Annotated in this window: 18 protein-coding genes; 13 read left to right on the forward strand and 5 right to left on the reverse strand. The window is 52.2% G+C overall.

Annotation, left to right across the window (positions count from 1 at the left end; translation table 11 throughout):
• The first annotated feature begins 32 nt into the window (after nt 1-32).
• The 5 genes from topA (at nt 33) to acnA (ending at nt 7,753) form a co-directional block, all read left to right on the forward strand.
• Complete coding sequence (topA, locus tag CRO33_RS03165; protein ID WP_097117003.1) at nt 33-2,630, forward strand: type I DNA topoisomerase; 2,598 nt, start codon at nt 33-35, stop codon at nt 2,628-2,630.
• A gap of 193 nt (nt 2,631-2,823) precedes the next feature.
• On the forward strand, nt 2,824-3,798 hold the full coding sequence (cysB, locus tag CRO33_RS03170; protein WP_034821485.1) for an HTH-type transcriptional regulator CysB: 975 nt from the start codon (nt 2,824-2,826) through the stop codon (nt 3,796-3,798).
• Between the two features lie 493 nt (nt 3,799-4,291).
• A complete protein-coding gene (locus CRO33_RS03175; RefSeq protein WP_071845610.1) occupies nt 4,292-4,450 on the forward strand; it encodes a YmiA family putative membrane protein in 159 nt (52 codons plus the stop codon).
• Between the two features lie 3 nt (nt 4,451-4,453).
• On the forward strand, nt 4,454-4,633 hold the full coding sequence (locus tag CRO33_RS03180; protein ID WP_097117004.1) for a hypothetical protein: 180 nt from the start codon (nt 4,454-4,456) through the stop codon (nt 4,631-4,633).
• Nucleotides 4,634-5,071: 438 nt separating this feature from the next.
• Nucleotides 5,072-7,753, forward strand: coding sequence for an aconitate hydratase AcnA (gene acnA / locus CRO33_RS03185; protein WP_097117005.1), 2,682 nt, complete (start codon nt 5,072-5,074; stop codon nt 7,751-7,753).
• Nucleotides 7,754-7,793: 40 nt separating this feature from the next.
• On the opposite strand, the gene ribA is transcribed toward acnA, so the two are convergent.
• On the reverse strand, nt 7,794-8,387 hold the full coding sequence (gene ribA / locus CRO33_RS03190) for a GTP cyclohydrolase II (RefSeq protein WP_034821474.1): 594 nt from the start codon (nt 8,385-8,387) through the stop codon (nt 7,794-7,796).
• A 229-nt stretch (nt 8,388-8,616) separates the two neighbouring features.
• On the opposite strand from ribA, the gene pgpB reads away from it, so the two are divergent.
• The 5 genes from pgpB to yciH all read left to right on the forward strand — a co-directional run bounded on the left by pgpB (nt 8,617) and on the right by yciH (nt 12,221).
• The gene (pgpB, locus tag CRO33_RS03195; protein WP_097117006.1) at nt 8,617-9,381 is read left to right on the forward strand and encodes a phosphatidylglycerophosphatase B; all 765 of its coding nucleotides are present in this window, start codon (nt 8,617-8,619) and stop codon (nt 9,379-9,381) included.
• Nucleotides 9,382-9,508: 127 nt separating this feature from the next.
• On the forward strand, nt 9,509-9,814 hold the full coding sequence (locus CRO33_RS03200) for a LapA family protein (protein ID WP_038646699.1): 306 nt from the start codon (nt 9,509-9,511) through the stop codon (nt 9,812-9,814).
• Between the two features lie 6 nt (nt 9,815-9,820).
• The gene (gene lapB / locus CRO33_RS03205) at nt 9,821-10,990 is read left to right on the forward strand and encodes a lipopolysaccharide assembly protein LapB (RefSeq protein WP_058959800.1); all 1,170 of its coding nucleotides are present in this window, start codon (nt 9,821-9,823) and stop codon (nt 10,988-10,990) included.
• 200 nt (nt 10,991-11,190) lie between these two features.
• Nucleotides 11,191-11,898, forward strand: coding sequence for an orotidine-5'-phosphate decarboxylase (gene pyrF / locus CRO33_RS03210; protein WP_097117007.1), 708 nt, complete (start codon nt 11,191-11,193; stop codon nt 11,896-11,898).
• On the forward strand, nt 11,898-12,221 hold the full coding sequence (yciH, locus tag CRO33_RS03215; RefSeq protein ID WP_097117008.1) for a stress response translation initiation inhibitor YciH: 324 nt from the start codon (nt 11,898-11,900) through the stop codon (nt 12,219-12,221). Before pyrF ends, yciH begins: the two co-directional genes overlap by 1 nt.
• A 68-nt stretch (nt 12,222-12,289) precedes the next feature.
• Here the strand turns inward: yciH and osmB are convergent, their stop codons facing one another.
• Nucleotides 12,290-12,508, reverse strand: a complete 219-nt coding sequence (gene osmB, locus CRO33_RS03220) for an osmotically-inducible lipoprotein OsmB (protein ID WP_034821457.1) — start codon at nt 12,506-12,508, stop codon at nt 12,290-12,292.
• Between the two features lie 328 nt (nt 12,509-12,836).
• Here osmB and araD point away from each other — a divergent pair, with 328 nt between their 5' ends.
• The 3 genes from araD to CRO33_RS03235 all read left to right on the forward strand — a co-directional run bounded on the left by araD (nt 12,837) and on the right by CRO33_RS03235 (nt 15,756).
• Nucleotides 12,837-13,535, forward strand: coding sequence for an L-ribulose-5-phosphate 4-epimerase (araD, locus tag CRO33_RS03225; protein ID WP_097117009.1), 699 nt, complete (start codon nt 12,837-12,839; stop codon nt 13,533-13,535).
• A 230-nt stretch (nt 13,536-13,765) separates the two neighbouring features.
• Complete coding sequence (gene kdgT, locus CRO33_RS03230) at nt 13,766-14,749, forward strand: 2-keto-3-deoxygluconate transporter (protein ID WP_038646709.1); 984 nt, start codon at nt 13,766-13,768, stop codon at nt 14,747-14,749.
• Between the two features lie 140 nt (nt 14,750-14,889).
• Nucleotides 14,890-15,756, forward strand: coding sequence for a crotonase/enoyl-CoA hydratase family protein (locus tag CRO33_RS03235; RefSeq protein WP_034821448.1), 867 nt, complete (start codon nt 14,890-14,892; stop codon nt 15,754-15,756).
• Nucleotides 15,757-15,768: 12 nt separating this feature from the next.
• Here the strand turns inward: CRO33_RS03235 and pdeR are convergent, their stop codons facing one another.
• The 3 genes from pdeR to CRO33_RS03250 all read right to left on the reverse strand — a co-directional run bounded on the left by pdeR (nt 15,769) and on the right by CRO33_RS03250 (nt 20,266).
• Nucleotides 15,769-17,754 carry a cyclic di-GMP phosphodiesterase gene (gene pdeR / locus CRO33_RS03240; protein WP_034821445.1) on the reverse strand — a complete coding sequence of 662 codons (1,986 nt, stop codon included), beginning with the start codon at nt 17,752-17,754 and terminating at the stop codon, nt 15,769-15,771.
• Between the two features lie 156 nt (nt 17,755-17,910).
• Nucleotides 17,911-18,207 (reverse strand): YbdD/YjiX family protein, encoded by a 297-nt coding sequence (locus tag CRO33_RS03245; protein WP_097117010.1) that lies wholly within the window; start codon nt 18,205-18,207, stop codon nt 17,911-17,913.
• Nucleotides 18,200-20,266, reverse strand: coding sequence for a carbon starvation CstA family protein (locus CRO33_RS03250; protein ID WP_097117011.1), 2,067 nt, complete (start codon nt 20,264-20,266; stop codon nt 18,200-18,202). Before CRO33_RS03250 ends, CRO33_RS03245 begins: the two co-directional genes overlap by 8 nt.
• Between the last annotated feature and the right edge of the window lie 182 nt (nt 20,267-20,448).

Below are 20,448 nucleotides of genomic sequence, written 5' to 3' on the forward strand. Positions count from 1 at the left end.
TATCAGGACGTTTCAATTAGGTAAAGGTACATATGGGTAAAGCACTCGTAATCGTTGAGTCCCCGGCAAAGGCCAAAACAATCAATAAATACCTCGGTAATGACTACGTGGTGAAATCCAGCGTCGGTCATATCCGTGATTTGCCGACCAGCGGTTCAACTGCCCGTAAAACTACCGACGGGGAAAAGGCGAAAACAGGAAAAAAGGTTAAGAAGGATGAGAAGGCCGCATTGGTCAGCCGCATGGGGGTCGATCCCTGGCATGGCTGGGAAGCGGACTATCAGATTCTGCCGGGTAAAGAAAAAGTCGTAGCCGAATTGAAAAGCCTTGCCGCCGATGCTGACCACATCTACCTCGCAACGGACCTTGACCGCGAAGGGGAGGCTATTGCATGGCACCTGCGGGAAGTGATCGGTGGCGATGACAAGCGGTTTAGCCGCGTGGTGTTCAACGAAATCACCAAAAATGCGATTCGTCAGGCGTTTGAAAAACCGGGCGAACTGAATATTGAACGTGTTAATGCGCAGCAGGCGCGTCGCTTTATGGACCGCGTGGTGGGTTACATGGTTTCCCCGCTGCTGTGGAAGAAAATTGCCCGTGGCTTGTCGGCGGGTCGTGTTCAGTCTGTGGCTGTGCGACTGGTGGTTGAGCGCGAGCACGAAATCAAAGCGTTCGTGCCGGAAGAGTATTGGGAAATCGATGCGGATTTCTCTACGCCGAAAGGCGACGCGCTGGCAATGCAGGTCACGCATCAGGGTGATAAAGCGTTCCGTCCGGTTAATCGCGAGCAAACTCATGCTGCGGTATCCGTGCTGGAAAAAGCGCGTTACGAAGTGCTGGATCGTGAAGACAAACCGACCAGCAGCAAACCCTCTGCGCCTTTTATTACCTCTACGCTGCAGCAAGCGGCGAGTACTCGTCTTGGTTTTGGCGTGAAGAAAACCATGATGATGGCGCAGCGTCTCTACGAAGCGGGTCACATCACCTATATGCGTACTGACTCCACCAACCTGAGTCAGGATGCGGTGGCGATGGCACGCGGCTTTGTGGAGAAGAGTTTTGGTAAGAAGTATCTGCCAGAGTCGCCAATCACGTACGCCAGTAAAGAGAATTCGCAGGAAGCTCACGAAGCGATTCGACCTTCGGATGTCAACATCCAGGCAGAACAGCTGAAAGATATGGAAGCTGATGCGCAGAAACTGTACCAGCTGATCTGGCGTCAGTTTGTGGCCTGCCAGATGGTGCCGGCGCAGTATGACTCCACCACCCTGACGGTGGGTGCAGCAGACTTTAAACTGAAAGCGAAAGGCCGTACTTTGCGTTTCGATGGCTGGACAAAAGTGATGCCAGCGCTGCGTAAAAACGATGAAGATTTGACGCTGCCACTGGTTAATGTCGGCGACATGCTTGACCTGAAGGAGCTGATGCCAAGCCAGCACTTCACCAAGCCGCCAGCCCGCTTCAGCGAAGCTTCCTTAGTCCGTGAGTTGGAAAAACGGGGTATTGGCCGTCCATCGACCTATGCCTCAATTATTTCCACCATTCAGGATCGCGGTTACGTGCGGGTAGAAAACCGCCGCTTCTATGCTGAGAAGATGGGTGAAATTGTCACCGATCGTCTGGAACAGAATTTCCGTGAACTGATGAACTATGACTTCACCGCGCGCATGGAAGACAGCCTTGACCAGGTCGCCAATAATCAAGCGCAGTGGAAAGCGGTGCTGGATTCCTTCTTCAGCGATTTCAGTCAGCAGTTAGGTCAGGCCGAGAAAGAGCCAGAAGAGGGCGGCATGCAGCCGAACCAGATGGTGCTGACCTCGATCGACTGCCCGACCTGTAGCCGCCAAATGGGTATCCGTACCGCCAGTACCGGCGTATTCCTCGGCTGCTCCGGTTATGCGCTGCCACCCAAAGAACGCTGCAAACAGACCATCAATCTGATTCCGGAAAATGAGGTTCTCAACGTACTGGAAGGCGATGATGCTGAAACCAATGCGTTGCGTGCCCGTCGTCGTTGCCAGAAGTGTGGCACCGCGATGGACAGCTACCTGATCGACAATCAGCGTAAGCTGCACGTCTGTGGCAACAACCCGGAATGTGACGGCTACGAAATCGAACAGGGCGAATTCCGCATCAAAGGTTATGACGGCCCGATCGTAGAGTGTGAAAAGTGTGGTTCCGAAATGCACCTGAAAATGGGGCGCTTCGGCAAATACATGGCCTGCACCAACGACGAGTGTAAAAATACTCGCAAGATTCTGCGCAATGGTGAAGTTGCACCACCGAAGGAAGACCCGGTACCGTTGCCTGAGCTGGCGTGTGAAAAATCAGATGCCTACTTTGTATTGCGTGACGGTGCGGCAGGGGTATTCCTGGCGGCCAACACCTTCCCGAAATCGCGTGAAACGCGTGCGCCGCTGGTGGAAGAGCTGCAACGTTTTGCTGACCGTCTGCCAGAGAAGCTGAAATACCTGGCGGAAGCGCCAGCGGCGGATCCGGAAGGCAATAAAACGTTAGTGCGTTTTAGCCGTAAAACTAAGCAGCAGTATGTTTCCTCCGAGAAGGAGGGCAAAGCGACAGGCTGGTCGATGTTCTATATCGACGGTAAGTGGCAGGAAGCGAAGAAGTAATTCCCCTCAAGGCCAGCATCTGCTGGCCTTTTCATCATCCTTATAGCTAATCGTTCTACATTCTTTCTTTAACTGATATAGTGGTTATAGCTTTTTTTCGTTTCGCTGACACGCTTTCCCTCCTCAACCCTTAATCAAGGCGGAAACACGCCTGCAGGGAATGCTCCTCTGTCGCTACCGGGAAGATATAACTATGAAATTGCAGCAGTTGCGTTACATCGTCGAAGTGGTCAATCACAACCTCAACGTCTCCTCCACCGCTGAAGGTCTCTATACCTCACAACCGGGTATCAGTAAGCAAGTGCGTATGCTGGAAGATGAACTCGGCGTGCAGATTTTTGCGCGTAGCGGGAAACATCTCACTCAGGTGACGCCTGCGGGTGAAGAGATCATCCGGATAGCACGTGAAGTGTTATCGAAGGTCGATGCGATTAAATCTGTCGCGGGTGAACATACCTGGCCCGACAAAGGCTCGCTGTATGTGGCGACCACGCATACTCAGGCGCGTTATGCCTTGCCCGGTGTGATTAAAGGGTTTATCGAGCGTTACCCACGCGTATCGCTGCATATGCATCAGGGATCGCCAACGCAAATTGCTGAAGCCGTGTCGAAGGGCAATGCTGACTTTGCGATCGCGACCGAAGCGCTGCATCTGTACGACGACCTGATTATGTTGCCGTGCTATCACTGGAACCGCGCCATTGTCGTGACGCCAGACCATCCGCTAGCAGGCAAATCGAATGTGACGATTGAAGAGCTGGCTGATTTCCCGCTCGTGACCTACACCTTTGGCTTCACCGGCCGTTCAGAGCTGGATACCGCATTTAACCGTGCAGGATTAACGCCGCGTATTGTCTTTACGGCCACCGATGCTGATGTGATCAAAACGTATGTGCGTCTGGGCTTAGGGGTAGGTGTGATTGCCAGTATGGCAGTGGATCCGGTTTCCGATCCGGATTTGGTGCGAATCGAAGCATCAGAAATTTTTACCAATAGTACAACCAAAATTGGCTTTAGGCGCAGCACATTCCTGCGAAGCTATATGTATGATTTTATTCAACGTTTCGCACCGCATTTGACGCGTGATGTCGTGGATGCCGCGGTCGCATTACGTTCTAATGAAGATATCGAAGCGATGTTCCGCGATATCAAGTTACCTTTCAAATAATCCCCTAACTCATTATTTTCACGAGGTGTCCAGTGGGCATCTTGTGAAATTCTCTCTGGTTAGCGCCACAAGATTCTCAAAAAACTTCATTATTTTTTTGTAAATGAAACATCGATCACATGTTTTTTCATTGTTAGTCATTAAATGAGAAACAGTACACAAAATTGACGCTGCCGCTTTGCGGACCGCCAGGAATATTCCCATACTCCAGTTATCAACTGATGAGAAAGGCCTTTTCGTGGGGCTCTTTAAATTAAACTCAAATTTAGAATGGTACTAAATTTGTTTTAACCCAAATTTACAATGTATGTATTAGATGAATAGCTTGATCAGTAATTAAATTTATCTCATCAATCTTTTGGGTTTTGATAAATAGTGTTAATCGTTGTGCTCAATAAAAATAACTGGATTTTCGGACTTAACAAGTTTAGGATTCGTCCTAAATCTTAATCGTTATCAACAATCGTTTTATTGAGAGTGATTATCAAAAACTATGAATACTAGACTGACTGTACAACAAGATTTTCGTACTAAAACTGCCAAGGTTGAGCGCTCTGGTAACGTGCGTCGCAAGGCTTGGTTGACCGTCTTCGCTGCTTCAGCACTGTTCTGGGTAGTGGTGGCATTGATGATCTGGCGTATGTGGGGTTAAGCCATGTGGGCAAATACACTCAGCCGTAAGTCTCCGGTTTCTGCGCGTCAGCCGAACACGTCAACGTGCAAAGCGAAAGAAGTCAAGAGCGCTGAACAGCCTGTGGCGATTCCTGCGTCGTGGGAACTGAGTGACAACCAGCGTAACTTTATCGAATCTTTCATGGATCCGAAGTCGAAATAACGCAGTCTGCGTTTTGTTCTATATATAGACATCTATTCCTCTCTTTACCGGATTATCCGGTGGGCATTTTAAAAGCCCGTCCTTTAACACTCAGCTCTAAAAAAACGGTGTCATCAGTACAACGCTGAAGACGGTGGACTTTTTTTGCCCGGAATACGGGAGGGAGCGACTCAATGAATACCACGACTTTTTCATGGTTTGGCGTTTATGCCTTTTCCATTGCATTTTGGGCTGCGGCCGTGTGGGCAATGATATAATCCAATAACTCAAATTGTACTGACTTTTATTAATGCCCCGACAAACGTCGGGGCATTTTTGTTTGTGCCTTTATGTGTCATTTCGTGTTGTTATCAAATCGTTAACGAAAATGTGGTCTATCTTTAAGCTAAACCTTGCGGTTATTGAGGTTTAAAAGAGAGGCCCATTAAAGGAGGAGCTATGTCGTTAACGTTACGGGAGCAAAGTCAGGATACGCTGGACGTTCGGGCAAAAAAATATCACTACTACAGCCTGCCTAAAGCCGCCCAGCAACTGGGCAATATCGATCGCTTACCCAAATCCATGAAGGTGTTGCTGGAAAACCTACTGCGCTGGCAGGATGGGGATTCGGTGACGGCTGAAGATATTCAGGCATTGGTTGGCTGGCAGAAAGATGCCCATGCCGATCGGGAAATTGCCTATCGCCCAGCACGCGTGTTGATGCAAGACTTTACCGGTGTGCCAGCGGTAGTGGATTTGGCGGCGATGCGTGAAGCGGTAAAACGCCTCGGCGGCGATGTGGCCAAAGTTAACCCCTTATCACCGGTCGATTTAGTAATTGACCACTCGGTGACCGTTGACCATTTTGGTGATGAAGATGCTTTCGAAGAAAACGTGCGTCTGGAGATGGAGCGCAACCACGAACGCTACGTTTTCCTGCGCTGGGGGCAAAAAGCGTTTAATCGTTTCCGCGTAGTGCCGCCCGGCACCGGTATCTGCCATCAGGTTAACCTGGAATACCTGGGGAAATCCGTCTGGCATGAAACGCTAGAAGGCAAAGAGGTCGCTTATCCTGATACCTTAGTCGGCACAGATTCCCATACCACGATGATCAACGCGTTGGGCGTATTAGGCTGGGGTGTTGGCGGTATTGAAGCCGAAGCCGCTATGTTAGGGCAACCCGTTTCTATGTTAATCCCCGACGTTGTCGGTTTCAAACTCACCGGCAAACTGCGTCCCGGCATCACCGCGACCGACTTAGTTTTAACTGTGACGCAAATGCTGCGCAAGCATGGTGTGGTGGGTAAGTTCGTGGAATTTTACGGTGATGGCCTGGCCGATTTGCCGTTGGCCGATCGCGCAACTATCGCCAATATGGCACCGGAATATGGTGCAACCTGCGGTTTCTTCCCCATCGATGAGATTACGCTGAGTTACATGACGCTGACCGGGCGCGATGCAGAACAAGTCGAGCTGGTTGAAGCTTATGCGAAGCAACAAGGGATGTGGCGAAATCCGGGCGACGAACCACGGTTTACCAGCTCACTGGCGCTGGATATGGCAGATGTTGAATCCAGTCTTGCCGGTCCAAAACGACCGCAGGATCGCGTCTCTTTAGGTGATGTACCCGCCGCCTTTGATGCCAGCAACGAACTTGAAGTTAATCATGCGCAGAAAGCGCACAAGACCGTCACGTATCGCGACAGCGAGACCGGCGATAGCTATCAGCTGGAAGATGGCGCGGTGGTCATTTCTGCCATTACCTCTTGTACTAATACGTCCAACCCCAGCGTCTTGATGGCTGCGGGCCTGCTGGCGAAAAATGCGGTTGAGCGTGGCTTGATGCGCAAACCCTGGGTGAAAGCCTCGCTGGCACCGGGATCAAAAGTGGTGTCGGATTATCTCGCGGTGGCTCAACTGACACCTTATCTGGATGAATTAGGTTTCAATTTGGTGGGATATGGTTGTACCACCTGCATCGGTAACTCGGGCCCATTGCCAGATGAAATTGAAAGCGCGATTAAAGAGGGCGATCTGACCGTCGGTGCTGTGCTGTCGGGTAACCGAAACTTCGAAGGGCGCATCCATCCGCTGGTGAAAACTAACTGGCTGGCGTCGCCACCGCTGGTGGTGGCTTATGCACTTGCCGGTAACATGAAACTCAACCTGCAGAACGATCCCATCGGGCAGGACCGGCAGGGCAAGGATGTCTTTCTGCAGGATATCTGGCCATCACCAGAAGAGATCGCCGCCGCAGTGCAGAAAGTGACCAGTGATATGTTCCATAAGGAATACGCCGAGGTCTTCGACGGTACGCCTGAGTGGCAGCAAATCAAAGTCAGTGAAGCCGCGACTTATGACTGGGATGAGGGATCGACATACATCCGCCTGTCGCCGTTCTTTGACGATATGGGCAAAACACCGGAGCCTGTCCAGGATATTAAAGGCGCGCGCATTCTGGCAATGCTGGGTGACTCTGTCACCACCGACCATATTTCGCCAGCGGGCAGCATCAAAGCGGAAAGTCCTGCTGGACGCTATTTGCTGTCGCATGGTGTTGAGCGCACCGATTTCAACTCCTACGGTTCGCGTCGTGGTAACCACGAAGTGATGATGCGCGGGACCTTTGCCAACATTCGTATTCGTAATGAAATGGTGCCGGGCGTGGAAGGGGGATACACCAAACACTTCCCCAGCAATGAACAGCTGGCGATCTACGATGCTGCCATGAAGTATCAGTCCGAAGGTGTGCCACTGGCAGTGGTCGCCGGGAAGGAGTATGGCTCAGGTTCCAGCCGCGACTGGGCTGCGAAAGGCCCACGTTTACAAGGTGTGCGCGTGGTTATTTCTGAGTCGTTCGAGCGTATCCATCGCTCTAACCTGATCGGCATGGGGATCCTGCCGCTGGAATTCCCTGCTGGCGTCACGCGCAAAACACTGGGATTAACCGGGGAGGAGTTTATTGATGTCGAAAACCTTTCCCAGTTGAAACCGGGTTGTACTGTGAATGTCACCCTGACGCGCGTCGATGGTAAAAAAGAGACGCTGGAAACCCGGTGTCGTATCGATACCGGCAATGAGCTGACCTATTACCAGAACGACGGCATATTGCATTATGTGATACGTAATATGCTGAACTAAAGAAAAAGCCGGGAGATTTCCCGGCTTTTTGCTTTCTGCGTTACGCTTTTGGCAGCAGATGACCCATTTTTTCCGCCTTGGTATCAAGGTAGTGGGCATTTTTGGGGTTGCGCCCGACCACTAATGGCACGCGCTCAACAATATTAATTCCCGCTTCGCTCAGAATCTCGACTTTGCGTGGATTGTTCGTCAGCAGGCGGACTTCATTGACGCCCAGCAGTTTAAACATATCGGCACACAGGGTGAAATCACGCTCATCAGCGGCAAATCCCAGTTGATGATTCGCTTCCACCGTATCGTACCCTTTATCCTGCAGAGCATAGGCGCGGATCTTGTTCAGCAGACCGATATTACGGCCTTCCTGACGGTGATATAACAGCACGCCACGACCTTCTTCAGCGATAGCGGTGAGCGCCGCTTCCAGCTGAAAACCACAGTCGCAGCGCAGGCTGAACAGTGCGTCACCGGTAAGACACTCGGAGTGAACGCGGGCCAGCACTGGATTGTGATCGCTAACATCACCGTAAACCAGCGCGACATGATCCTGGCCGGTTGCCAGTTCTTCAAAACCAACCATCAGGAAATCTCCCCATGGCGTGGGCAGTTTGGCTTCTGCTACCCGTTTAAGCTGCATGTGACTCTCCAGAACCTTCAGAGGATGCGCTATCATCATGACAACGCACGGGCCCGATTGGCCCGACAAAACTGACAATATTGTGCCACAACCTGTACCCGGGCCGTTAATCAGTCAGAGTTATTGTAGTGATAAAGCACAATTATCTAAGCTGCAACGGGTATGTTATTCTTTTTTCAGCTAAAGTTATGCCAGCCACGCGAATATCAGCGGATCTAAAAGGAAACGGATGTTAAAAATTGCGCAGCGCACCACCCTGGGAATGCTTTTGTTATTAATCATGCCAGTTGCTGTCTGGCTCTCTGGCTGGCAATGGCAGCCAGGTGAGAGTAGCGCGTTTTTACGGGTACTCTTTTGGATGACCGAAACCGTCACCAGCCCATGGGGCATTTTGACCAGCGTTATCCTCAGCGCCTGGGTTTTATGGTGCTTACGCTTCCGGCTTAAACCCGCCATTTTACTGATCCTCTTCATGAACGGCGCTATTCTTGCTGGCCAGTACACCAAATCTTTCATTAAAGAGCAGGTGCAGGAACCCCGTCCCTATGTGGTTTGGCTGGAGAAGAGTTACGGTATTGATGAAGGGGCGTTTTATCAGCAAAACCGTCAGGGGCGCAGTCAGTTGGTGTCGACTTTAGTGGCTAACGACACTCAGTTGCCGCAATGGCTAAAAAAACACTGGGCGTTTGAAACCGGCTTTGCCTTTCCTTCCGGACATACCATGTTTGCTGCCAGTTGGGCGCTGCTGGTGATTGGCTTACTCTGGCCAAGGCGCCACATCGTGACCGTGGTCGTGCTGTTTTCCTGGGCTACCATGGTCATGGGCAGTCGTTTACTGCTGGGTATGCATTGGCCGCGCGATTTGGTGGTGGCCACCCTGATTTCCTGGCTGCTGGTTACGGTTGCCACATGGCTGGCGCAGCGTTTTTGTGGCCCGCTTACGGTGCCGCGCGAAGAGCAGCAGGAGATTAACCAGCGTGATGATGGATTGTAATTTCTGCGCGCGCCCCCATATGATTGATTGCGCTTACGGAAAATGCGCTAAGTGATGTGCTGATAAGCAGCATCGGCGGCACTTTTTTGGCATACTTCTACTGGATAACCTCACGACAGGACGCATTGTGAAATATTTGCTGATTTTTCTCGTGGTTTTGGTCATTTTTATCATCTCCGTCACGCTTGGAGCGCATAACGACCAAATCGTCACTTTTAACTATCTGCTGGCGCAGGGTGAATTCCGCATCTCCACATTGCTGGCGAGCCTGTTTGGTGCCGGATTCCTGCTTGGATGGGCAATTTGCGGTCTTTTCTGGTTGCGGATACGTGTTTCTCTCGCTCACGCGCAGCGCAAGCTGAAACGCATGCAGGCGCAGAACGAACAATCAACGGCTGTGACAAATTCTTCTACTGCTGGTCGTCGGGATTAAGTTTCGATGCTTGAATTGCTGTTTTTGCTTCTCCCTGTTGCTGCGGCGTATGGCTGGTATATGGGCCGTCGCAGTGCACATCAGGATAAGCAACAGGAAGCCAATCGTCTGTCACGTGAGTACGTTGCCGGCGTAAACTTCCTGCTTTCCAATCAACAGGACAAAGCTGTCGATCTCTTTCTGGATATGCTGAAGGAGGACAGCGGCACAGTTGAAGCTCACCTGACGCTCGGCAATCTGTTCCGTTCACGCGGCGAAGTTGATCGCGCCATTCGCATCCACCAATCCCTGATGGAAAGCGCTTCCCTGAGCTATGAACAGCGCCTGTTGGCTATCCAGCAACTGGGACGCGATTACATGGCCGCCGGGTTTTACGATCGCGCCGAGGACATGTTTAGCCAGCTTATTGATGAAACCGACTTCCGTATCGGTGCGCTGCAACAGCTGATACAGATTCATCAGGCAACCAGTGACTGGCAGAAAGCCATCGAAGTGGCGGAAAGATTGGTCAAGCTCGGCAAAGAGAAGCACAAGGGCGAAATTGCCCATTTCTACTGCGAGCTTGCGCTTCAGGCGTTGAGCAGTGACGATCTTGATCGCGCCATGAGCTTACTGAAAAAGGGTGAATCGGCTGATCACCAAAGCGCGCGCGTTTCCATTATGATGGGCCGCATCTTTATGGAGCAGGGCGAATACGCTAAAGCAACGGCCCGCCTGCAGCGCGTACTGGATCAAGATAAAGAGCTGGTGAGCGAAACCTTATCGATGCTCGAAACCTGCTATCAGCGACTGAATCAGCCTGAAGATTGGGCGCAATTTTTACAACGCTGCGTTGAGGAGAATACCGGCGCGGCCGCTGAACTTTACCTCTCTGATATCCTCGAACAGCAGCAGGGGCCTGAAGCGGCGCAGTTATACATTAATCGCCAGTTACAGCGCCATCCGACCATGCGCGTGTTCCATCGCTTGATGGATTTCCACCTGCATGAAGCAGAAGACGGTCGTGCCAAAGAGAGCCTGATGGTGCTGCGCGATATGGTGGGCGAACAGATTCGCACCAAACCACGCTACCGCTGCCAAAAGTGCGGATTTACCGCGCATGCGCTTTATTGGCATTGCCCATCCTGCCGCGCATGGTCTTCTGTGAAACCAATCCGCGGACTTGACGGCCAGTAACGGCCGTTTTTTTACTATAACCGCATGATAGTTACAACATACTATTATCTTGAATTCTCAGAGAGAGTCGTGGCACTGTGCAGCCTTTGGTCGATCATCGGTTTAAAGCGCGCTGTGAGATTGTCGGGAAGGGCATGCACGGGTAGAATGCTTGCCGTTTGTCCATTGCGCCCGCGGGTGCCTGCCTTTGAGGAAACGTTATGCCTGTAACCACTTCACCGATTCTGGTGGCGCTCGACTATCATAATCTCGACAGCGCACTGCAGTTTGTGGACCGCATTGACCCGAGCCAGTGCCGCCTGAAAGTCGGCAAAGAGATGTTTACGCTATTTGGCCCGTCACTGGTGAAAACACTGCAGTCGCGTGGTTTTGACGTTTTTCTCGATCTGAAGTTTCATGATATTCCGAATACAACCGCGCACGCGGTAGCCGCGGCTGCCGATCTCGGTGTGTGGATGGTTAATGTTCACGCCAGTGGCGGGGCGCGGATGATGAATGCGGCTCGTGAAGCGCTGCTGCCTTTTGGCAAAGATGCGCCATTGTTGATTGCGGTAACCGTATTAACCAGCATGGATGAAGACGATCTCAGAGGTCTCGGCATTACGCTTTCTCCCGCTCAGCAGGCGGAACGTCTGGCTCGCCTGACGCGTGAGTGTGGCCTGGATGGCGTGGTCTGTTCCGCTCAGGAAGCTGAGCACTTTAAACAGGTGTTAGGTCAGGATTTCGCACTGGTGACCCCAGGTATTCGTCCGGCAGGCAGTGATGCGGGCGATCAACGCCGTATCATGACGCCACAGCAGGCAAAACTGGCTGGCGTGGATTACATGGTGATTGGGCGTCCGATCACCCAATCCAATGATCCGGCTGCAACGCTGCACACTATCCTGCAAAGTTTACAGGAGGTCTAATGGCTCAGGACAACCGACTGGTTTACTCCACTGAAACTGGCCGAATCGCACAGGAAGAAGAAAAAGCGCCGCGCCCGCAAGGGGACGGCATAGTGCGCATTCAACGCCAGACCAGCGGCCGTAAAGGCAAAGGCGTCTGCCTGATTACCGGTATCGATTTGGATGACGATGCGCTCAACAAGCTGGCAGCAGAACTGAAGAAAAAATGTGGTTGTGGTGGGTCACTCAAAGATGGCGTGATCGAGATTCAAGGCGATAAACGTGATCTCTTGAAAGCACTACTTGAAGCCAAAGGCATGAAGGTTAAATTAGCCGGTGGTTAATAAAAACGGGCCGCACACTGTGCGGCCCGTGATGCTGTAGATGCGCTGCGTAGCCTGAATCTTTATCGTTATTTAGAAACCTGATGGCCGATAATACCGCCAACGGCTGCACCACCCACTGTACCCAGTGCACTTCCGTTAGTCAGGACAGAACCACCGATTGCACCCGCACCCGCCCCGATGGCGGTATTACGGTCGCGTTTTGACCAGTTCGAACAACCACTTAAGGCAACAACCAGGGTGGCAGCTAATACCGCAACGGTCATACGTTTCATTGTTGTCGTCATCTCTTTCTCCTTGATTGTATGTACAGAGGCAACCTTGTAAGTATAGATGTTGCGCAACGAAGTACGTCATCCCTGCGTGTCATTCATTGTTCACTTTGATGCCCGCGTACAGCGCTTTAATGGGCGAATTAACCGGTGGAAACCGTACCGCTCCTGACTTTAGCCAGCTGAAGCAGAGCTAAATTCCTCCAGGATAGAAAATTCTTAATTTACGCCACACTTCTTCGGTCTCAGCGACTTTCCGCTGCTTTTACAGCGATTCGATCCATAACGTTTTCTCTGCTTGTTCAGCACAATTCAGCTATCACAGTTCGCAGGAGAAATAATCATGCTGGAATTGCTCAAGCAGCAGGTGCTGGAAGCCAACCTCGACTTACCGCGCTATAACCTGGTCACTTTCACCTGGGGCAACGTTAGCGCCATTGACCGCGACCATGGTCTGCTGGTGATCAAACCTTCGGGCGTGAAATACGAGAATATGCAGCGCGACGATATGGTGGTGGTGGAGTTAGCCAGCGGCAAAGTGGTGGAAGGGGCGCTACGTCCGTCATCCGATACGGCCACCCATCGCGCGCTGTATCTTGCCTGGCCGGAGATTGGTGGCATCGTACATACCCATTCACGCCACGCCACAATCTGGGCGCAGGCCGGACGCGACATTTTGGCTCTGGGTACAACACATGCGGATGATTTCTACGGCACCATTCCCTGTACGCGTGCGATGAAGCGTGAAGAGATACAGCAAGAGTATGAATGGAACACCGGGCAGGTGATTATCGAAAGCTTTGCGCAACGCCGCATTAAACCCACCGACATTCCTGCTGCGCTGGTCAACTCGCACGGCCCCTTTGCCTGGGGTAAAGACGCGGATGCAGCTGTGCACAGTGCGGTGGTGCTGGAAGAAGTGGCTTACATGGCACTTCACACCGAGCAACTGCGCAGCGAATTGCCTCCGATTTCGCAGAATTTACTCGATCTACATTATCTGCGTAAGCATGGCAAGAATGCATGGTACGGGCAGAATTAAACATTGAAACTTCATTGAGGCGCCTGAGGGCGCCTTAATTTTTTGCTATTTAGCGCTGGTATGGCGATGCATATCATAAAAAAGAAATGTCAAATCTATAAAAATAAAACACCGTTTCATTAATATCGATTCGATCACTTTTTCCCTGACTGCCAGTGGTTATCTTGCCTGCCATGCCATCCGGCGAACGATAACGTACCTCCTTCTGGCTCAGTAAAGGTGACACAACTATGCATATCAAACGTGCAATCGATAAGATTCCAGGCGGTATGATGTTAATCCCGCTGTTTTTGGGCGCGCTTTGCCACACGTTTTCACCCGGCGCAGGAAAATACTTTGGCTCTTTTACTAACGGCCTGATGACGGGCACTGTGCCGATTCTGGCGGTATGGTTTTTCTGCATGGGGGCATCGATCAAACTCAGCGCAACCGGAACCGTGCTGCGTAAATCCGGCACCCTGGTATTAACCAAAATCGCCGTTGCCTGGGTCGTGGCTGCCGTGGCATCCCGCATGATGCCGGAAAATGGCGTAGAAGTCGGTATGTTTGCTGGTTTATCCACGCTAGCTTTGGTTGCTGCGATGGACATGACCAATGGCGGCCTTTATGCCTCCATCATGCAGCAATACGGTTCAAAAGAAGAAGCTGGCGCGTTTGTGCTGATGTCGCTGGAATCGGGTCCGCTGATGACCATGGTGATTTTGGGAACCGCTGGCATTGCTTCGTTTGAGCCACACGTGTTTGTTGGCGCGGTGTTGCCCTTTATTGTCGGTTTCGCGCTTGGCAATCTTGACCCGGAATTGCGCGAGTTCTTCGGCAAAGCCGTACATACTTTGATTCCGTTTTTTGCCTTCGCTTTGGGTAACACCATCGATTTGGCCGTGATCGCACAAACCGGTTTATTGGGCGTATTGCTCGGTGTTGCCGTCATCATCATCACCGGTATCCCACTCATTATTGCCGATCGCTTGATTGGTGGTGGTGATGGCACGGCTGGAATTGCAGCATCCAGTACCGCAGGCGCGGCAGTGGCGACGCCGGTGCTGATTGCCGAGATGCTGCCACAGTTTAAACCGGTCGCTCCCGCAGCCACCGCACTGGTGGCGACATCCGTTATTGTGACTTCTGTATTAGTACCGATTATTACCGCCGTCTATTCAAAACGCGTTAAGCGTTCTCATGTGGCGGTAGGACAGCGCGCTGCCATCAAGTAAGCCTGCTTATCTTTCCCCGACCCCATGGTCGGGGATATCTCTGGATTTTACTTTATAAATCAATCTCACATTTGGTCTGGCCTCACTCTGGATTACGCTGATGTTGCGTTTAACGCATCACATAACTAGAGGATGAGACTATGACAGTAATTAACCAACCAACTTGCAGATTGTTTACCGAAGTCGGACAAACCACCCAGCTGGCGGCCTACTATGAAGAGGGTCGACACACCATGTGGATGATGCTGCGTGCCCAACCGCGCCCCAGTTTCAACCACGAATTAATTGAGGAGATCATGAATCTGAGCTATGCCGCTCAGCGTTCGGGTTTGCCGATTGATTTTTGGGTGACGGGTTCGCTGGTGCCGCAGATGTTCAACGCCGGTGGCGATTTGCGTTTCTTTGTAGAGTGCATTCGTAACAACCGTCGTGAAGCGCTGCGGGCCTATGCGCGTGCCTGCGTGGATTGCATCCATTCGGCAGCGCGGGGTTTTGATACCGGAGCGGTGACGCTGGCGATGATTGAAGGGAGTGCATTGGGTGGTGGCTTTGAAGCCGCGCTGGCCCATCACTTCATTCTGGCGCAGAACTCTGCACGGATGGGGTTCCCGGAGATCGCGTTCAATCTGTTCCCTGGCATGGGCGGCTATTCACTGGTGGCACGGCGTTCCGGCATGAAACTGGCCGAAGAGCTGATCTGTGAAGGGGAATCGCATAGCGCAGAGTGGTATGAGACGCGCGGTCTGGTAGATAAAGTCTTCCAGCCAGGCGATGCTTATCGTACCACGCGTACCTTTATCGATACTCTACGTCCGAAGCTGAATGGTGTGCGTGCCATGTTGAAAGCGCGCCAGCGCGTACTGCAACTCTCGCGTGCCGAGCTGATGGATATTACGGAAGACTGGGTGGATTACGCCTTTACACTGGAGCCTAAAGACATTGCTTACATGGAACGACTGGTGCAACTACAGAACCGTCATAGCGCATCCCTGCGCAAAGCCGGATAATCGAGAGCAGCTTTAAACGCGGGCAGGATGCTTAGCCAGCCAATGCCCGAGCTGTTCTGCGGGCATTGGTTTTGCATAAAGATAACCCTGACGCCCATCGACACCGTTGGTCATCACAAACTTCTCCTCAGCTTTGGTTTCAATCCCTTCCGCAATGACTTGCAGATCGAGGGTTTTGGCCACGGCGACAATGGCACGGACCAAAGATTGCGCCACCGGTTGTTTGTTGATGTTACGTACGAAACTTTGATCCAGTTTGATTGCATCAATGGGAACGCGAGCCAACTGAGAAAGCGAGGAATAACCTGTACCAAAGTCATCAAGATGAACCTGAGCCCCCAGTTCCTGGAACTGCTTCATCAGCGTGAGTGCACCGGCTTCGTTCTCAATCAGGCAGCTTTCGGTGAGCTCGATATCAATGGGACAATCCGTGAGGCCGGCTTCGCTCAGCGCCTGCTTTAAATCGGTATAGATACTTTGGTCAATCAATTGTTTAGCCGAAACATTAACGGCAACGCGCAGGTAAATTCCCTCGCTGCGCCACTGAATAATTTGTTGCAGAACGTTCAGCATCACCCAGCGGCCGAGCGGCACGATGAGGCCCGATTCTTCAGCATACGAGATAAAGTCGCCAGGCGGCACCAGACCGCGCTCGACGGAATTCCAGCGCACCAATGCTTCTGCGCTGCGCACTTCGCCGTCACGATCTAATTTGGGCTGGTAGTACACCACCAGATGCTCCAGCTCCAGTGCTTTACGCAGGTTGGTATCAAGCCAGAGATATTCGAAAACACGCTGATTCATCTCGTTAGCGAACACGCAGAATTTACCGCGCCCATTCTCTTTGGCGTGATACATCGCGGTATCGGCGTTGCGAATCAGACTTTCCCGATCCTCGCCGTGCAGCGGGGCCAGGGCGATACCAATCGAGCAGCCGCTGTAGACTTCGATCAAACCGACGCGGAAGGGTTGACGCAGGCGCTCAAGAATACGTGATGCCATGGCTTCCAGCGCAGCCTGGCTGGTATGTTCTGCCAGTACCACGAACTCATCCCCACCAAGACGGGCCAGCGTCTGATCTTTGCCCAGACAGCTGAGAATGGCGAGGGAGACCGCTTGCAGCAGTTGGTCGCCAAACATATGGCCGTAGGCGTCGTTCACCTTCTTAAAATTGTCCAGATCGAGATAAACCACGCCAGTTTGACTGCCATTGGCTAATTCCAGTGCCAGACTAATCTGTTGATGGATGGCATTGCGGTTCGGTAAACCGGTCACCGTATCGGTATTGGCGAGGACGCGTAAGCGTTCCTGAGCACGTCGCTCTTCTGTGATGTCGGTTCCAGAACAGATGAGGAAAATTTCATTTTTCCCACTACCACTGTGCACAAACTTATTACGAAACAGAAACAGTCGCTGGCCTTTTTTGGTTTTGATCCAGCGTTCCACTTCATAAGAATTGCCATCGCGGAAGAAACCCGAAATGTTGCGTCGCGAAGCCTGCGCTTCCTGCTTGGTCATGAACAGCTGAAACACGTTGCGGCCGATCACTTCCTGCTCTTTCAGACCCGTGTACTCTTCACTTAAGCGGTTGAATCGCTGAATATTCCCGCGTTGGTCGAGGATCACAATCACCGAATTTGCTTCGGAGACCACTTGTTCAGCGAAGGATAAACCCAGCGTTAAATCACGCGCTACGGAGGAGGTATCACCCCAGGCAGAAGAGGTGCCGGCCCATGTTGATTGGTTGACCTTGCGGCCGACAAAGTGCATAGGCACCGGCGCACCGCGCAGGGAGAGGGTCAGATTGATACTGGAGGTGATCACCGTCATCGCACGCAGCAAACTGGCCTGCGCGGGGGTTAATGGAACCGCCAAATTGGTATTGGCATTCTCATCTTCGGCAAAATGCAAAGCATCGCTATCTGAAGTTAAACGCCAATGAGGGCTGGTTGTGCCAAACAGGGTGTATAGCAACGTTTGCCCTTGTTCATCGGTCATGGAAACTTCCTCCGGGGAAATGCTGAGCAGGCGGTATCTCATTATTTTAGCAACAGTATTCAACCTCCTGCGTTAGCACAAGATGCAAACCAAATATATTTTTGTTTTCACTAAAGAATGGCACGAAAAAGCCCCGAAAATCGGGGCTTAAAAATGTCAGCAAGGACACTTGCCGAGCTTGCCTGCCTGGCTGGGAAAACGGGCATCCAGGCAGTAGCGATGAAAGGCTCGCTCATCCATCGGCGTTTGCCCGGGATGGTGCTCACGCATATGCTTCAGATAAGTTTGATAGTCGTGAACGCCAACCATTAAGCGAAAACTTTGCTTCAATCCCTGCCATATTTGTTGCCAGCGATTAAGAGTTTGCCCGGTGGCCTGGGGTGCGATCGGTAAGCAATGCTGAATGTGCCAGACACCAATCGGTTTTTTCCAGCGATGAATGGACTCAGACATTCCGCACCTCCTCACGCAGGGAGACTTCGGACTCATGGGTGGTAGGTACCTGACTGCCCAGGGCACGGCGAATAACAAAGAACGCTGCAATCAACATGGTGACGGCCACCAGCATAAAGAAGCCACACAGGGCCGCGTTAATTTGATTGCTAAACACGATGGTTTGCATGTCCGCCACGGTTTTCGCCGGGGCGATAATCACACCCTCATCAATCCCTTTACGGAACTTGTTGGCTTGTGCAAGGAAGCCAATGGAGGGCTTCTCGTGGAAAATCTTCTGCCAACCTGCGGTCATGGAGGTCACAAACAGCCAGGCGGTCGGTAAAATCGTCACCCACGCGTAACGCTGTTTCTTCATTTTGAACAGCACCACGGTGCCGAGAATCAACGCCATTGAGGCCAGCATCTGGTTGCCAATGCCAAACAGCGGCCAAAGGGTATTGATGCCGCCCAGCGGATCGACGACACCCTGGTAGACAAAGAAGCCCCATCCGGCTACGGCCACCGTGGTGCCCGCCATATTGCCCAGCCAGGAACGGTTGTTGGCCATGGAGGGCACCACGGTGCCAACCAAATCCTGCACCATAAAGCGACAGGCGCGGGTACCGGCATCGACCGCCGTCAGGATAAACAGCGCTTCAAACAGGATGGCGAAGTGATACCAGAACGCCATCATCACCCGGCTGTTAAATACCTCGGTGATGATGTGCGCCATCCCCACGGCGAAGGTTGGTGCGCCACCTGCCCGCGAGAGGACAGTACTTTCACCCACATCGCGCGCGATACCGCTCAGCATCTCCGGCGTCACGACAAAGCCCCAGCCGTTAATCACTTGCGAAGCGCTCTCAACGGTGGTACCGATCAGTGCTGCGGGTGAGTTCATCGCAAAATAGACGCCCGGATCGAGCACCGAGGCACATATCAGCGCCATGATCGCCACGAAGGATTCCATCAGCATCGCACCATAGCCGATGAATCGGATATGACTTTCACGCTCCACCAGTTTTGGCGTGGTGCCACTGGAGACCAGCGCATGGAAACCGGAGATGGCGCCACAGGCGATAGTGATAAACAGGAACGGGAACAGCGCACCCGAGAACACCGGACCGCTACCGTCGATAAATTTGGTCACTGCCGGCATCTTTAGTTCCGGCATCGCAAACACAATGCCAATTGCCAGACCAATGATGACGCCGATCTTCAGGAAAGTTGACAGGTAATCACGCGGAGCCAGCAGCAGCCACACCGGCAGCGTAGAGGCGACGAAGCCATAGATCACCAGCACCCAGGTCAGTTCGGTGCCTTTCAGTGTGAAGAGCGGTCCCCAATAAGGATCGGCAGCCACATCGCCACCGTAAATGATCGCCGCCATCATCAGCACAAAGCCGATAATCGACACTTCAGCGATCTTGCCGGGGCGCAGATAGCGCATATACACGCCCATAAACAGCGCGATTGGAATGGTTGCGGCGATGGTAAACAGTCCCCACGGACTGTTGGCTAACGCTTTCACCACCACCAGCGCCAGCGCTGACAGGATGATGATCATCACGCCAAGCGCACCGAGCATGGTGACCACGCCCGCAAACGAACCCAGCTCCTGACGTGCCATTTCGCCGAGCGAGCGACCATCGCGGCGCGTGGAGATGAACAGGATCAGGAAATCTTGCACCGCACCGGCCATCATCACGCCGACCAGAATCCAGATGGTGCCAGGCAGAAAGCCCATTTGCGCCGCAAGGATTGGGCCAACCAGCGGACCTGCACCGGCAATCGCCGCAAAGTGGTGGCCAAACAGCACCCATTTGTTAGTGGGCACATAATCGAGACCATCATTCAGCCGTTCTGCAGGCGTGCGGCGACGATCATCCAGTTCGAAAATACGTTCAGCGATAAACAGGCTGTAGAAGCGATAAGCAATGCTGTAGCAGGCAACGGACGCAATAACCAGCCAGACGGCGTTGACGTGTTCGCCACGGCTGAGCGCCAGCATGGCAAACGCACCCGCACCAATTAACGCCACCGCTAACCAGATCAATCCGGTTTTGACGTTGTTCATGAGTTAACTCCTTGTAGAGACCGGGAAAATAGGCGATCGGATACAACAAGTTAAAAGTAATGTAATGAATTGTTAACGACAGGGATTCGAATCAGAAGTGTGAAGCGGAAGGCAAATTTAACAACAGATAAAACTTAGGGGGAAAAATGCGGGATAACGGCTGTTATCCCGCAGATATTCAT

This window comes from Pantoea sp. GL120224-02, assembly GCF_900215395.1.
GTDB classification, from domain to species: domain Bacteria; phylum Pseudomonadota; class Gammaproteobacteria; order Enterobacterales; family Enterobacteriaceae; genus Pantoea; species Pantoea communis.

What these genes read in the sequence shown, in the direction of transcription:
- topA (WP_097117003.1), top strand. Translation starts at nt 33, where the DNA reads ATGGGTAAAGCACTCGTAATCGTTGAGTCCCCGGCAAAGGCCAAAACA.
- cysB (WP_034821485.1), top strand. Translation starts at nt 2,824, where the DNA reads ATGAAATTGCAGCAGTTGCGTTACATCGTCGAAGTGGTCAATCACAAC.
- CRO33_RS03175 (WP_071845610.1), top strand. Translation starts at nt 4,292, where the DNA reads ATGAATACTAGACTGACTGTACAACAAGATTTTCGTACTAAAACTGCC.
- CRO33_RS03180 (WP_097117004.1), top strand. Translation starts at nt 4,454, where the DNA reads ATGTGGGCAAATACACTCAGCCGTAAGTCTCCGGTTTCTGCGCGTCAG.
- acnA (WP_097117005.1), top strand. Translation starts at nt 5,072, where the DNA reads ATGTCGTTAACGTTACGGGAGCAAAGTCAGGATACGCTGGACGTTCGG.
- ribA (WP_034821474.1), bottom strand. Translation starts at nt 8,387, where the DNA reads ATGCAGCTTAAACGGGTAGCAGAAGCCAAACTGCCCACGCCATGGGGA.
- pgpB (WP_097117006.1), top strand. Translation starts at nt 8,617, where the DNA reads ATGTTAAAAATTGCGCAGCGCACCACCCTGGGAATGCTTTTGTTATTA.
- lapB (WP_058959800.1), top strand. Translation starts at nt 9,821, where the DNA reads ATGCTTGAATTGCTGTTTTTGCTTCTCCCTGTTGCTGCGGCGTATGGC.
- pyrF (WP_097117007.1), top strand. Translation starts at nt 11,191, where the DNA reads ATGCCTGTAACCACTTCACCGATTCTGGTGGCGCTCGACTATCATAAT.
- yciH (WP_097117008.1), top strand. Translation starts at nt 11,898, where the DNA reads ATGGCTCAGGACAACCGACTGGTTTACTCCACTGAAACTGGCCGAATC.
- osmB (WP_034821457.1), bottom strand. Translation starts at nt 12,508, where the DNA reads ATGACGACAACAATGAAACGTATGACCGTTGCGGTATTAGCTGCCACC.
- araD (WP_097117009.1), top strand. Translation starts at nt 12,837, where the DNA reads ATGCTGGAATTGCTCAAGCAGCAGGTGCTGGAAGCCAACCTCGACTTA.
- kdgT (WP_038646709.1), top strand. Translation starts at nt 13,766, where the DNA reads ATGCATATCAAACGTGCAATCGATAAGATTCCAGGCGGTATGATGTTA.
- CRO33_RS03235 (WP_034821448.1), top strand. Translation starts at nt 14,890, where the DNA reads ATGACAGTAATTAACCAACCAACTTGCAGATTGTTTACCGAAGTCGGA.
- pdeR (WP_034821445.1), bottom strand. Translation starts at nt 17,754, where the DNA reads ATGACCGATGAACAAGGGCAAACGTTGCTATACACCCTGTTTGGCACA.
- CRO33_RS03245 (WP_097117010.1), bottom strand. Translation starts at nt 18,207, where the DNA reads ATGTCTGAGTCCATTCATCGCTGGAAAAAACCGATTGGTGTCTGGCAC.
- CRO33_RS03250 (WP_097117011.1), bottom strand. Translation starts at nt 20,266, where the DNA reads ATGAACAACGTCAAAACCGGATTGATCTGGTTAGCGGTGGCGTTAATT.